This is a genomic window from Mesorhizobium sp. M4A.F.Ca.ET.090.04.2.1, from assembly GCF_003999085.1.
In the GTDB taxonomy this organism is placed as follows: domain Bacteria; phylum Pseudomonadota; class Alphaproteobacteria; order Rhizobiales; family Rhizobiaceae; genus Mesorhizobium.
Map to the genome: position 1 here is coordinate 1 of NZ_RZOT01000122.1, position 12,196 is coordinate 12,196.

General features: G+C 64.7%; 14 protein-coding genes. 6 read left to right on the top strand and 8 right to left on the bottom strand.

What is annotated here, in order from left to right; translation table 11 throughout:
* From EN781_RS11295 to EN781_RS11310, 4 genes are all read left to right on the top strand, one after another.
* A partial coding sequence (locus EN781_RS11295; protein WP_145965482.1) for a helix-turn-helix transcriptional regulator occupies window positions 1-342 on the top strand: 342 nt, incomplete at its 5' end.
* 108 nt (window positions 343-450) lie between these two features.
* Window positions 451-930 carry a carboxymuconolactone decarboxylase family protein gene (locus tag EN781_RS11300; protein WP_126056762.1) on the top strand — a complete coding sequence of 160 codons (480 nt, stop codon included), beginning with the start codon at window positions 451-453 and terminating at the stop codon, window positions 928-930.
* 84 nt (window positions 931-1,014) lie between these two features.
* A complete protein-coding gene (locus EN781_RS11305; RefSeq protein ID WP_126056763.1) occupies window positions 1,015-1,377 on the top strand; it encodes a nuclear transport factor 2 family protein in 363 nt (120 codons plus the stop codon).
* A gap of 132 nt (window positions 1,378-1,509) precedes the next feature.
* A complete protein-coding gene (locus tag EN781_RS11310; protein ID WP_126056764.1) occupies window positions 1,510-1,824 on the top strand; it encodes a hypothetical protein in 315 nt (104 codons plus the stop codon).
* 68 nt (window positions 1,825-1,892) lie between these two features.
* Here the strand turns inward: EN781_RS11310 and EN781_RS11315 are convergent, their stop codons facing one another.
* The 8 genes from EN781_RS11315 to EN781_RS11350 form a co-directional block, all read right to left on the bottom strand.
* Window positions 1,893-2,594: a hypothetical protein gene (locus EN781_RS11315; protein ID WP_126056765.1), complete on the bottom strand. Its 702-nt coding sequence runs from the start codon at window positions 2,592-2,594 to the stop codon at window positions 1,893-1,895.
* A gap of 193 nt (window positions 2,595-2,787) precedes the next feature.
* Complete coding sequence (locus EN781_RS11320; RefSeq protein ID WP_126056766.1) at window positions 2,788-4,215, bottom strand: gamma-aminobutyraldehyde dehydrogenase; 1,428 nt, start codon at window positions 4,213-4,215, stop codon at window positions 2,788-2,790.
* Between the two features lie 106 nt (window positions 4,216-4,321).
* Window positions 4,322-5,137: an ABC transporter permease gene (locus tag EN781_RS11325; protein ID WP_126056767.1), complete on the bottom strand. Its 816-nt coding sequence runs from the start codon at window positions 5,135-5,137 to the stop codon at window positions 4,322-4,324.
* Entirely contained in the window at window positions 5,127-6,095 is a 969-nt protein-coding gene (locus tag EN781_RS11330; RefSeq protein ID WP_126056768.1) for an ABC transporter permease, read from the bottom strand. Before EN781_RS11330 ends, EN781_RS11325 begins: the two co-directional genes overlap by 11 nt.
* Entirely contained in the window at window positions 6,092-7,090 is a 999-nt protein-coding gene (locus tag EN781_RS11335) for an ABC transporter ATP-binding protein (protein ID WP_127399994.1), read from the bottom strand. The genes EN781_RS11330 and EN781_RS11335 overlap by 4 nt, the downstream gene beginning before the upstream one ends.
* A 204-nt stretch (window positions 7,091-7,294) precedes the next feature.
* Window positions 7,295-8,449: an ABC transporter substrate-binding protein gene (locus tag EN781_RS11340; protein WP_126059253.1), complete on the bottom strand. Its 1,155-nt coding sequence runs from the start codon at window positions 8,447-8,449 to the stop codon at window positions 7,295-7,297.
* Window positions 8,450-8,671: 222 nt separating this feature from the next.
* Window positions 8,672-9,583 carry a LysR substrate-binding domain-containing protein gene (locus EN781_RS11345; RefSeq protein ID WP_126056770.1) on the bottom strand — a complete coding sequence of 304 codons (912 nt, stop codon included), beginning with the start codon at window positions 9,581-9,583 and terminating at the stop codon, window positions 8,672-8,674.
* A 74-nt stretch (window positions 9,584-9,657) separates the two neighbouring features.
* Window positions 9,658-10,437 carry a DeoR/GlpR family DNA-binding transcription regulator gene (locus EN781_RS11350; RefSeq protein ID WP_126056771.1) on the bottom strand — a complete coding sequence of 260 codons (780 nt, stop codon included), beginning with the start codon at window positions 10,435-10,437 and terminating at the stop codon, window positions 9,658-9,660.
* Window positions 10,438-10,833: 396 nt separating this feature from the next.
* Here EN781_RS11350 and EN781_RS11355 point away from each other — a divergent pair, with 396 nt between their 5' ends.
* Both EN781_RS11355 and EN781_RS11360 read left to right on the top strand, forming a co-directional pair.
* A complete protein-coding gene (locus tag EN781_RS11355) occupies window positions 10,834-11,721 on the top strand; it encodes a phosphotransferase family protein (protein WP_126056772.1) in 888 nt (295 codons plus the stop codon).
* On the top strand, window positions 11,718-12,196 hold a 479-nt coding region (locus EN781_RS11360), incomplete at its 3' end, for an FAD-binding oxidoreductase (RefSeq protein ID WP_145965483.1). The genes EN781_RS11355 and EN781_RS11360, both read left to right, overlap by 4 nt.

Here is a 12,196-nt window from a genome sequence, read left to right on the forward strand (position 1 = left end):
ACCGTGGGCTCGGGCCTGCATTTCACTGAGGCCGGCCGCATCAGCCTCGACGAGCTGGACGAGCCGCTGCCGGTGGTGCAGGCGACCTCGGAACAGCATCTGGAACCGGCCTGCCGGCCGAAGGCCAGGCCAGCGGAGCCGGCGACGCTGACGGCGCGGGAAAGCGAGGTGGTGAACCTGATCGCCGACGGCAAAAGCAACGCCGCGATCGCCGCAGAGCTCAGCCTCAGCGAACACACGGTCAAGCGTCACGTCGCCAACATCCTGCTCAAGCTCGACCTGCCGTCGCGGGCGGCGGCGGCGGCGTTTTCGGCCAGGCACACTGGCCCGGACGGGCCATGAGAGCCATGGCGCTTTTGGGCGAAGCGGCTCGGCGCGGCAGAGCGCTAGGATTTTCTCCATGCAGGACAGGCGGATTTCGCCGCGAAGCACCTGCCAATGGAAGATGAGATGGAGAAGTCGAACCGGACATTCAAATCGCTGGTGATCGCGGCAGGCATCGGCGCGGTCTTCACTCTTGCTCCCGCCAAAGCCGAAGACGCCTCGGCCACCGCTGCCTACAAGGACATCCAGGCGACGCTCGGTTCAGTGCCCGACATGTTCAAGACGCTGCCCGATGTGGCGGTTGCCGGCGCCTGGGCCGAGATCAAGGGCGTGCAGCTCAATCCCAACACCGCGCTCGACGGCAAGACCAAGGAACTGATGGGCCTTGCGGTGGCCTCGCAGATTCCGTGCCAGTACTTGATCTACTTCCACACCGAGGCGGCCAAGCTCAACGGCGCGACCGACGAGGAGATCAAGGAGGCGATCGCGATGGCGGCCATCGTGCGCCACTGGTCGACGATCCTCAACGGCAGCCAGGTCGATCTCGCCTCCTTCAAGAAGCAGACCGACGACCTGTTCGCCGCCGTCAAGGCGAAGTCGCAATGAGGAAATGCGCCTGCCCGGCGCTGGTGCCGGGCAGCGCTCCGATCAATCGAACGTCCCGCCTGACGGCGGGCCATGGAGGAGAAAATGCTGACCAAAACTCAACTGGTGGACGGCGCTGCGATCAAGAAGGCAATCGAAGGCCGCGACGGCAAGCTGCTGGCGAGCTTCTACACCGACGACGCGCTGGTGCGGGTGATCGACCGCAACAATCCGCCGAGCAAGCCGCGCGAAATCCGCGGCCGCGCGGCGATCACCACCTTCTGGGACGACATCTGCAGCCGGGCGATGACCCATAAGGTCGACACCACCATCGCCGATGGCGCCAACCTCGCCTTCACCCAGGCCTGCGCCTATCCGGACGGCACCAAGGTGTTCTGCGCGGCGATGCTGGAGCTGAAGAACGGCCGGATCGCGAGGCAGACCGTCGTGCAGGCCTGGGACGAGTAGGTGAACTGCGGATAATTCAACAGCGGAGCCTGTCCATCCCGATCGAAGCGGGAGGGGCTCCATTCCAGTGTCGGAGCATGATCCTTTCCGAACCCGATCATGCTCGGGCCGCAACCTCGGAGGAGAACGACGATGTTCAGCGCCAGATGGCAGATCGACGCCAAGTTCGGTCACAAGCAGACCGTGCTCGACATGATGCGGCAATGGGAGCGCGAGGTCGGATCGCAGGTCGGCATCGCCGATTTGAAGTTCCAGATCATGACCGGATCGATCGGTGCGCATGAATCGCGGATCGAGTCGCACCACGAGGTCGAAAGCCTGGCCCAGCTGGAGGCATTCTTCGCCAAGCTCGGCAAGATCGAGGCGCATGCCAAATGGGGCAAGGCGATGGAGCCCTTTGTCGTATCGGGCACCAATGTCTGGCAGATCTTCCGGATCGTCGAGTAGCCGCGCTGGCCCCCAATTAGATGCCTGTCGCCCAGAGCCGCTCACGGTTTTTGGGCGACAGGCGTCGGTTAGCTCTTGCGGCCGAAACTCGTGCGCTGACCCGAAAGACGTGCTTCCCGCGCCAGCCCTGCGGCCGCCTGGCGGCCTGCCGGGCCCTGATTGTTCAAGGTAGCCTGTTTGGCCAATGCCGCAGCGATCATGGCGTCCGCCTGGCGCGCGCGCTCGGAGGCGTTGTCTCCCGGCAAGCCTGCGGCCGCCACATTCGCGGACGACGGACGCGGGCGCCTGAACGCGAGGAACAAGAGCAGGGCGCCGAGCGCCGCCGCACCAACGGCCAGCATGACACGCGTGCCGGTCATGCCGGCCCGTTCGACCTGGGTCGCCTTCGCCGGATTCTGAACAACCACGAGCTTGTCGCCTACCTGCGGCTCACGCCCCCCGCTCTTGTTCAAGTCCATGGTCGCCTCGACGGCGTCCGCGCCGGCGCCGACGCGCAAGGTGCCGGTGAATTTCTGTTTCACCGTCCATTCCTTGTCGGCATGGACCGACTTGAATGCTTCAACCAATTCGCATGGGATCGAGGCCCTGCTGACCGTCTTGTAGACGATCCTGTGCTGGGTCGATTCCATCAGGCATTCGACCGTGACCGCCGTGATCTCGGCCGGCACTTGCGGCCAGCCGCTCTTGGCGATGATGTCCCTGGCACAGAAGAAGGCAACCAGCAGGCAGAAGCCGCCGATCATTGTCAGCTTGATCTTCGAGACGGTCATGCGCGAACCCCCCGCTGTGCGGTTTCCCGCTGGCAAAGCTGCTCGCACAGGTTGAATATTCAGTAAATCTGCCGTCTGTCGCCATGTGGCGACAGTGCAACAGGATTAACAGACAGCAACCGGTGAGGTGAATACTTTAAGGATGGCGGAAAGCCCCTCCATCCTTACTTCCGAACGCTTCTGAGGTTAGGCGCTAGCCATACGCCACCATCACATGGCGGACGGCGGTGTAGTCCTCCAACGCGTAGAGCGACATGTCCTTGCCGTAGCCGGACTGCTTCAGCCCACCATGCGGCATCTCGTTGGTCAGCATGAAGTGGGTGTTGATCCAGGTGCAGCCATATTGCAGGCGGGCGGCGGTCGCCATGGCGCGCGAGACATCCTTGGTCCACACCGACGAGGCAAGGCCGTAGTCGCTGTCATTGGCCCAGTTTACCGCTTCGTCGACTTCCGAGAAGCGGGTGATCGAGACGACCGGGCCGAACACCTCGCGGCGCACGATCTCGTCCTCCTGCAGCGCGCCGGCGACGACCGTCGGCTGGTAGTAGAAACCCGAGCCCTCGCCCGGCTTGCCGCCTGTGGTGATCTCGATGTGCTTCAGCTCCGAGGCGCGCTCGACGAAGCTCGACACGCGGTCGCGCTGGCGGCGCGAAATCAGCGGGCCGATCTCGTTTTCGGTATCGTCCGGGCGGTTGTACCTGATGGTCGAGACGGCTGAGGAGAGATCGGCGACCAGTCTTTCGTAGACCTTCTTGCCGGCGTAGATGCGGCAGGCGGCTGTGCAGTCCTGGCCGGCATTATAATAGCCGAAGGCGCGCAGGCCGTTGACGACCGCGCCGAGATCGGCGTCGTCGAAGACGATGACAGGCGCCTTGCCGCCGAGTTCCAGATGCGTGCGCTTGACCGACTTGGCGGCCGCCTGCAGCACCTTCTTGCCGGTGGCGACGTCGCCGGTGATCGAGATCATGTTGACCTTGGCATGGTTGATCAGTGTGTTGCCGACACTTTCGCCGCGGCCGAGCACGACGTTGACCACGCCTTCCGGCAGGATCTCGGCGAGAATCCTGGCCAGCTTCAGCGCCGTCAGCGGCGTCTGCTCGGACGGCTTGAAGACGACGGTGTTGCCGCCGCCGATCGCCGGCGCCAGCTTCCAGGCCATCATCATTAGCGGGTAGTTCCATGGCGCGATGGAGGCGACGACGCCGATCGGGTCGCGCCTGACCATCGAGGTGTGACCGGGCAGGTATTCGCCGGCGACCTGGCCGGGCATGGAGCGGACGGCACCGGCAAAGAAGCGGTAGCAGTCGACGATCGCCGGGATCTCGTCATTGAGCACGGCGTTGATCGGCTTGCCGCAGTTCAGCGCCTCCAGTGCTGCAAATTCCTTCGCCTCGGCCTCAATGCGGTCGGCAATCCTCAAGAGGTAGCCGGAGCGCTGCGCCGGCGTGGTGCGCGACCAACTGACGAACGCCTGCTCGGCGGCACTGACAGCCGCCTCGATCTGCGCCGGGCTGGCTTCTGGCAGGTTGAGAATGGTCGCCCCGTTCTTCGGATTGAGGATCGGCTCCTCGGTCTCGGCGCCCTTCTCGAAGGTCGAGCCGATCAGCATCTGGGTGTCCATAAGATTTCTCCTTGATCAGGAGCGAGTAGCGAATAGCGAGTAGCGAATAGGGTTGGCGGTCGACTTTTCCCTTATTCGCTATTGGCTATTCCCTATTCGCTGTTCTTCATTTGCCCGAACCAGCGATCTGGTCGCCGTCGCGGGTCAGGTAATAGGCAAGGAGGATCGGCAGCAGCGTCACCAGAACCACGACCATGGCCACGACATTGGTGACCGGGCGCTGGCGCGGGCGGATCAGTTCCTCAAGCATCCAGATCGGCACGGTCTGCTGCTGGCCGGCGGTGAAGGTGGTGACGATGACCTCGTCGAAGGACAGCGCGAAGGCGAGCATGCCGCCGGCAAGCAGCGCGGTGGCGATGTTGGGCAGCACGACATGCCTGAAGGTCTGAAAGCCGTCGGCGCCGAGGTCCATCGAGGCCTCGATCATGGAGCCGGAGGTGCGGCGGAAGCGCGCGACGGCATTGTTATAGACGACGACCACGCAGAAGGTGGCGTGGCCGAGCACGATCGTCCAGAACGAGAACGGGATGTCGGCCAGCGCGAAGGCCGAGCGCAGCGCGATGCCGGTGATGATGCCGGGCAGCGCGATCGGCAGGATGACCAGCAAAGAGATGGTCTCGCGGCCGAAGAAGCGCGTGCGCGAGACGGCGGCGGCGCAGAGCGTGCCCAGCACCAGCGCGATCGCCGTCGAGATGGCGGCGACGCGGATCGACAGCGACAGCGCCTCCCACACATCCGGCCGGTTCCAGGTGACGGCGAACCATTGCGTGGTCAGCCCCGGCGGCGGCCAGACGAAGCTCTTCTCCTCGGTCGTGAAGGCATAGACGAAGATCAGCAGGATCGGCAGGTGCAGGAAGAGCAGGCCGAAGGCGGCGGCGATCTTCAGGCCGAGCGGGGCGGAAGGCGAGCCGTCAGAGCGCATCGAAGGCCCCCATGCGCTTGGCGCCCCAGAGGTAGAAGCCCATGATGACGATGGGCACCACGGTGAAGGCGGCGGCGAGCGGGATGTTGCCGGCCGTGCCCTGTTGCGAATAGACGGCCTGGCCGATGAACAGGCGCGAGGTGCCGATGATCTGCGGGATGATGTAGTCGCCCAGTGTCAGCGAGAAGGTGAAGATCGAGCCGGCGACGATGCCGGGCAGCGCCAGCGGGAACAGCACGTTGCGGAAGGTCTGGCCGGGCGAGGCGCCGAGGTCGGACGAGGCCTCGACCAGATTGCCCGGCACGCGCTCGAGCGCCGCCTGGACGGGCAGGATCATGAACGGCAGCCAGACATAGACGAAGGCGATGAAGGTGCCCGTAAAGGAGACCGACAGCGAATTGCCGCCGACGACGGGCAGCGCCAGCCAGGCGTCGAGCAGCCACAACAGGTTCAGCTTGCCGAGCAGCCAGGTGAGGATGCCTTCCTTGGCGAGGATGAGCTTCCAGGCATAGACCTTGACCAGGTAGCTCGACCACAGCGGCAGCATGACGCCAAGATAGAACAGCGCCTTCCAGCGGCCGCGCGCATAGCGCGCCGCATAGTAGGCGATGGGGAAGGCGATGATCGCCGAGGCGAGCGTGACGAGGGCCGCCATCGTCACCGTGCGCAGGATGATGTCGAGATTGGCGGCCTGGAACAGGTCGCCATAGGTCTTCAGCGTGAACTCGCGGTTGATGAGGCCGGAGAACTCGTCGATGGAGAAAAAACTTTGCGCCAGCAGGGCGAACAGCGAGCCGACGTAGACGATGCCGAGCCACAGCACTGGCGGCAGCAGCATGAGCAGCAGCAACAGCTTCGGCCGGCGCCAGAAGAGGTCGGACAGCGCGCCGCGCGGCCCGCCGCTGCCCGGCAGGATGGCGGGGGCAACCTTCGACTGTATCGTCGCCTCGATGCTCATGCCGGCTCATCCATCAAGTGCAGTTGATCGCGGTTGAAGGTGAGCATGACGGCTTCACCTTCCACCGGCAGCGCGACGCCCGCGGGCACCACGGCGTGCAGCCGCAAGCCGTCGGCATCGAGCGCCAGCCTGGTGGTCGCGCCGAGATAGTTGGTCGAGACCAGGCGGGCGGCAACGCCGTCGCCGCTCGCCTCGCGCGCGATACGGATGGATTCGGGGCGCAGACTGCCCCAGCGACGCTGGCCGGAATAGCGCTGGACGAAATCCGGCGGCAGCACGTTGGAGGAGCCTACGAAATCAGCGACGAAGCGCGTCTTCGGGCGCTGGTAGATGTCTTCCGGGGTGCCGATCTGCATGATCTTGCCGTCGTTGAACACGGCGACCCGATCGGCCATCGACAGCGCCTCGCCCTGATCGTGGGTGACGAAGACGAAGGTGATGCCGAGCACTTTCTGCAGCGACTTCAATTCCTCCTGCATGTTCTCGCGCAGCTTGAGGTCGAGCGCGCCGAGCGGCTCGTCGAGCAGCAGCACCTTGGGCTGGTTGACGAGCGCGCGGGCGAGCGCAACGCGCTGGCGCTGGCCGCCGGAGAGTTGGCCTGGACGGCGGCCGCCGTAGCCCGGAAGCCTGACCAGCGACAGCGCCTCTTCCGCCGCCCTGTGCCGTTGCGGCTTGCCGACGCCCTTGACCATCAGCCCGTAGGCGACGTTGTCGAGCACGTTGAGATGCGGAAACAGCGCATAGTCCTGGAAGACGGTGTTGACGTTGCGCCGATAGGGTGGAACGCCCTCAGCGCGCTCGCCGAAGATCGAGATCGAGCCCGACGTCGGCTGCTCGAAACCGGCAATCAGGCGCAGGCAAGTTGTCTTGCCGGAGCCCGACGGGCCAAGCATGGCGAAGAACTCGCCAGGCGCGATGTCGAGATCGACGGCGTCGGCGGCGCGAACGCTGCCGAAATGGCGGGAGACTTTTTGAAAGGATACGGCCGAGGTCATGAGTTGTCAGTCTTTAGCCGGTTTGTCTTTGGTCGAAATCGCTCTCGCCGCCAGCAAGCGGGCAGCGCGAATGCTACGGCACTTCACCTCCCCCTCAACGAGGAGGTCGCGGGGAAGCCGCGGGCGGAGTGGTAGCGGGGAACCTGCCCGGCCAAACCACCCCGACGCTGCGCGTCGTCCCTCCCGCACTGGGAGGGCAAGAACTCACCGTCCGCCGATGACGCCGATATAGTCCGACACCCAGCGGTAATAGGGCACGCACTGGTCGTTCTCGCTGGCGCATTTCGACACCGGCGTCTTCCAGAACTTGATCTTGTCGAAATTGTCGTAGCCGTTGGTCTTGCAGCCTTCCTCGCCGAGCAGCTCGTTGCCCTTGCAGGCGGCCGGCACCACCGGGAGCGAGCCGAACCAGGCGGAGACATCGCCCTGCACCTTAGGCGAGAGCGAGTGCTCGATCCACATATAGGCGCAGTTCGGATGGGCGGCGTCGGCCTCCATCATGGTGGTGTCGGCCCAGCCGGTGACGCCCTCCTCGGGAATGGTCGAGGAGACCGGCTTCTTGGCGGCGACCAGCGTGTTGACCTGGTACGGCCACGAGCCCGAGGCGACCACGCCCTCGTTCTGGAAGTCGTCGACCTGGATCGCGGCATCGTGCCAGTAGCGGCCGACCAGCGTGCGCTGGACGCGCAGCAGGTCGAGCGCCGCCTTGTACTGGTCCTCGGTCAGCTCGTAGGGATCCTTGATGCCGAGCTCCGGCTTGTGGAACATGAGGTAGTTGGCGGCATCGGCGATGTGGATCGGACCGTCATAGGCCTGGACGCGGCCCTTGTTCGACTTGCCGTCGGGCAGCTTCATCTCCTCGAAGACGACACTCCAACTCTTGGGCGCTTCCTTGAAGACGTCGGTGTTGTACATCAGCACGTTCGGGCCCCATTGATAGGGAACGCCGTAGTGCACCTTGTCGACCGTGAACCAGGGGGCGTCCTTCAGCCGGTCGTCGACGCTCTTCCAGCTCGGGACGAGATCGGTGTTGATCGGCTGCACGCGCTTGCCGGCGACGAGGCGCAACGAAGCATCGCCCGACGCGGTGACGAGGTCGAAGCCGCCCTCGTTCATCAACGAGACCATCTCGTCCGACGTGTTGGCGGTCTTGACGTTGACCTTGCAGCCGCTCTCCTTCTCGAAAGCGGTCACCCAGTCATAACCCTTGTCGGTTTCGCCGCGCTCGATATAGCCCGGCCAGGCGACGATGTTGACCTCGCCCTCGCCCTTGCCGAGCTCCTTGACCTGGGCGATGGCCTGGCCGGAGAAGGTCAGCGCGACCGTCAATGCAGTGCACGACTTCAGGAATGAATTCATCATCGATCTCCCATTTTGGCGCATGTCTCCGATAAGATCATGCGCACCCTCAAAACATTGAAGCGTCCACCAACCAGGAAAATGGGCGGCGCTCCAAGGGGCCGCACTCAGCGGCGGCTTTTGGTTCCCTAACCGGAGGTTGCTGCGAAATTCCCGGTTTCGCAAATTCATTTATCAGAAAGGCGATATCGGTTTTTCCGATGGATAAAGGCGGCCAGCTTGTCACGGACGCTGGCGGACCATGCGCTGCGACTGGGCAAGGCCGATGAAGTCGCGCGCGGCCTGCGGCAGGCTGGAGCCGCGGCGCCAGACCATGCCGACCTGGACCACCGGCAAGGCGCCGGAAATATCGCGCGACTCGATGCGGTCGCCTTCCAGCGACCATGGCCGGTAGACGAGGTCGGGCAGCAGCGCCACGCCGGCGCCGGTGGCGACGAGGCTGCGCACCGCCTCGACCGAGCGGGTGCGGAAGGCGACATGCGGCCTGGCGCCGAGCGCCGCGAGCAGCTTGCCGGTGTTCTCCTCGATCTCGTCGACGGTCAGCATGATCAGCGGCTCCGACACGATGTCGCTGAGATCGATAATGTCGGCGCTGGCGAGTTTGTGGCTGAGCGGCACCCACAGGCGATAGGCCGAGACCTCGAGGATTTCCGACTGCAGCGCGGTGCGGTCGCGCAGGTTCGAGGTGACCATGACGGCGATGTCGAGCTTGCCGCCGATCAAAAGGTGCTCGAGATAGTCGCCATTGTCCTCGATGGCCGAGACCTCGACACCGGGATAGGCGCGACGGTAGCGGGCGAGAAGATCGGACAGCACATAGCCGGCGACCAGCGAGGTGACGCCGAGCTGGAGGCGGCCGCCGGTCACCAGCTGGTCGCCGAAGAAGGCGCGGCGGGCGTCCGACACATCGGCGAGGATCTTGGTCGCGTGGCGCAGGAACTGGTGGCCCTTGTGGGTGATGTTGAGGCCGCGCGGATGGCGCTCGAACAGTTCGACGCCGAGGTCGCTTTCCAGTTCCTTGATCGCCTCGGTGACCGAGGATTGCGAGATGGAGAGGTTCTGCGCGGCGCCGGACACGGTGCCCTGCTCGGCGACGGCGACGAAGAACTGCAACTGGCGGATGGTGAAGGCCATGGCGGGACTAAACACTGGCGAGGCGCGGAAGGAAAGCGGGCCGCTGTCCGGCCCACAGCATCGCTGTCTTGGCCTTACCGGCTCTCGTCCTCGCCGGCCGCAACGCTGATTCGCGCGCCGGCCTCGGCGAGCGCCGCGGCGATGTCGCGCGGCGGCGTCCGGTCGGTGGCGAGTTCGGAGAAGCCGTCGAAGCCGCAGACCCGGACCAGCCCCTGGCGGCCGAACTTGCTTTGATCGGTGATCACCACAGAGCGCTGGCCGCGCGACAGCACCATGCGGGCGAATTCGGCTTCTTCCAGATCGTAGTCCGTCAGGCCGGCGACGGCGTCGACCGCGCCGATGGAGATCACCGCATGGCTGACGGAGAAGCGGCTGACGAAGTCGATGGCCGAGACGCCGAAAGCGGCGCCGGAATCACTGCGCAACTCGCCGCCGGCCATGTAGACCTTGTTGCCGTTGACGGTGGCCAGCGTGCGGGCGATGTCGGACGAATTGGTGACGACGGTAAGCCGCCGGTGGCCCAAAAGTTCGCGAGCGAGGAACGAGGTGGTCGTGCCGGTGTCGAGCATGACAGACTCGCCGTCGCGGATTGTGGCGGCGACCATGCGGGCGATGGCACGCTTGGCGTCGGCATTCTCGCGCATGCGCCGCTCGAACGGCGCCTCGCCGGCCATCGCCGACAGGCTGACGGCGCCATGCATCTTCAGGATCGACCCGTCATGGGTGAGCGGCTTGACATCGCGGCGAACGGTCTCCAGCGAGACTCCCAGCCGGTCGGCCAGGCTCGCGATGGTAATGGTGCCCTCCTCGTTCAGGAGCCGCAGGATCTCGCCATGCCGTTTCGAATGGATCATATATGGGTTTCCAGGATTTTGACCGATTCTAGGGCAATCCTGCCGTTTTTAAAGGAAATGCTCATATTTTCGGGCAAAACACCCAAAAAAAGTCACAGCTTTTGATTGACAGCCGATCAACACTGGCGTGAGATCAAGGGCATGACAGGCTCGGAACTGCCAAATCGGGGCAGAACCGCAATTGACCGGCCAGACAGCCCGGAATGGGCCTGGCGCAAGGAATTTTCAGATCCGCGGGGGCGGATGCCGGGGTCACAAACCTGGCCAAGGGGCTCGTCGGTGCGGTGCGGGATACCGGTCCTGGCGTCCCGCACCGACGAGGATTTTGCTTTACCAATCTCCATCGCGCGATGTCTGCGGCGGTTTGTCGAAGCGCCGCCGAACCAGGGATAGACCGTGACCATTGAAGACCGCATCCGCGCCCTGCCCTGCTGGACCGGCACGATCGACATTGAGCCGCTGCCGGGAGGACTGAGCAACGCCAACTATCTGGTCAAGGATGGGGCCGGCCGGCATGTCGTGCGCTTCGGCCAGGATTTTCCGTTCCACCACGTCTTTCGCGAGCGCGAGGTGATGACCTCGCGCGCGGCGCATGCCGCGGGCTTCGCGCCGGCGGTGCGCTACTCCGAGCCGGGCATCATGGTGACGCAGTATCTCGGTGCCAAGACCTATACGGGCGATGACGTGCGCGCCAATATCGGCCGCGTCGCGGCACTGATGCGCGGCTTCCACCGCGAAATGCCTAGCCATATTTCCGGCGCCGGGTTCATGTTCTGGGTGTTCCACGTCATCCGCGACTATGCACGCACGCTGGAGGACGGCGGCAGCCGCAAACGCGACGAGTTGCCCCGCTACCTGGCGCTGGCAGACGAGCTGGAGCGGGCGCAGAAGTTGCTGCCGATCGTCTTCGGCCACAACGATCTTTTGCCGGCCAATATTCTCGACGACGGCAGCCGTCTGTGGCTGATCGACTTCGAGTATGCCGGCTTCAACACGGCGATGTTCGACCTTGCGGGCGCCGCCTCGAATGCCGGGCTTAGCGACGACGAATCCTTCGCCCTGCTCACCGCCTATTTCATGAAGGAGCCGGACGACGCGATCCGCCGCTCGCACGCCGCCATGCAGTGCGCCTCGCTGCTGCGCGAGGCGATGTGGAGCATGGTCTCCGAGCTCTATCTTGACGCGCCCGGCATCGACTACGTCGCCTACACCGAGGAAAACCTGACGCGGCTGGCGACGGCGCTGGAAAGCTACCAAACGAAATACGGAAGGCTGACCCCATGAGCCTGCCCGGCCACGCCGGAATCGTCGTCATCGGCGGCGGCATCATCGGTTGCTCGACGGCCTATCATCTGGCGCGCGACCACAAAGCAGATGTCGTGCTCCTGGAGCAGGGCAAGCTGACCTCGGGCTCGACCTGGCACGCGGCCGGGCTGGTCGGCCAGTTGCGTTCGTCGGCCTCGATCACGCGCGTGCTGAAATACTCCGTCGAGCTCTACAAGGGGCTGGAGGCCGAGACCGGGCTCGCCACCGGCTGGAAGATGACCGGGTGCCTCAGGCTGGCCACCAATGCCGACCGCTGGACCGAGTTCAGGCGGCTGGCGACGACGGCGAAAAGCTTCGGCATGGACATGCAATTGCTGTCGCCGGACGAGGTGAAAAAGATGTGGCCGCTGATGGAGACCGGCGACCTCGTCGGCGCCTCCTGGCTGCCGACCGACGGGCAGGCGAGTCCCTCCGACATCACCCAGTCGCTGGC

Coding starts and splice junctions, on each gene's coding strand:
- EN781_RS11330 (WP_126056768.1), bottom strand. CDS start 6,095: ATGAGCATCGAGGCGACGATACAGTCGAAGGTTGCCCCCGCCATCCTG.
- EN781_RS11305 (WP_126056763.1), top strand. CDS start 1,015: ATGCTGACCAAAACTCAACTGGTGGACGGCGCTGCGATCAAGAAGGCA.
- EN781_RS11340 (WP_126059253.1), bottom strand. CDS start 8,449: ATGAATTCATTCCTGAAGTCGTGCACTGCATTGACGGTCGCGCTGACC.
- EN781_RS11315 (WP_126056765.1), bottom strand. CDS start 2,594: ATGACCGTCTCGAAGATCAAGCTGACAATGATCGGCGGCTTCTGCCTG.
- EN781_RS11320 (WP_126056766.1), bottom strand. CDS start 4,215: ATGGACACCCAGATGCTGATCGGCTCGACCTTCGAGAAGGGCGCCGAG.
- EN781_RS11335 (WP_127399994.1), bottom strand. CDS start 7,090: ATGACCTCGGCCGTATCCTTTCAAAAAGTCTCCCGCCATTTCGGCAGC.
- EN781_RS11325 (WP_126056767.1), bottom strand. CDS start 5,137: ATGCGCTCTGACGGCTCGCCTTCCGCCCCGCTCGGCCTGAAGATCGCC.
- EN781_RS11350 (WP_126056771.1), bottom strand. CDS start 10,437: ATGATCCATTCGAAACGGCATGGCGAGATCCTGCGGCTCCTGAACGAG.
- EN781_RS11310 (WP_126056764.1), top strand. CDS start 1,510: ATGTTCAGCGCCAGATGGCAGATCGACGCCAAGTTCGGTCACAAGCAG.
- EN781_RS11300 (WP_126056762.1), top strand. CDS start 451: ATGGAGAAGTCGAACCGGACATTCAAATCGCTGGTGATCGCGGCAGGC.
- EN781_RS11345 (WP_126056770.1), bottom strand. CDS start 9,583: ATGGCCTTCACCATCCGCCAGTTGCAGTTCTTCGTCGCCGTCGCCGAG.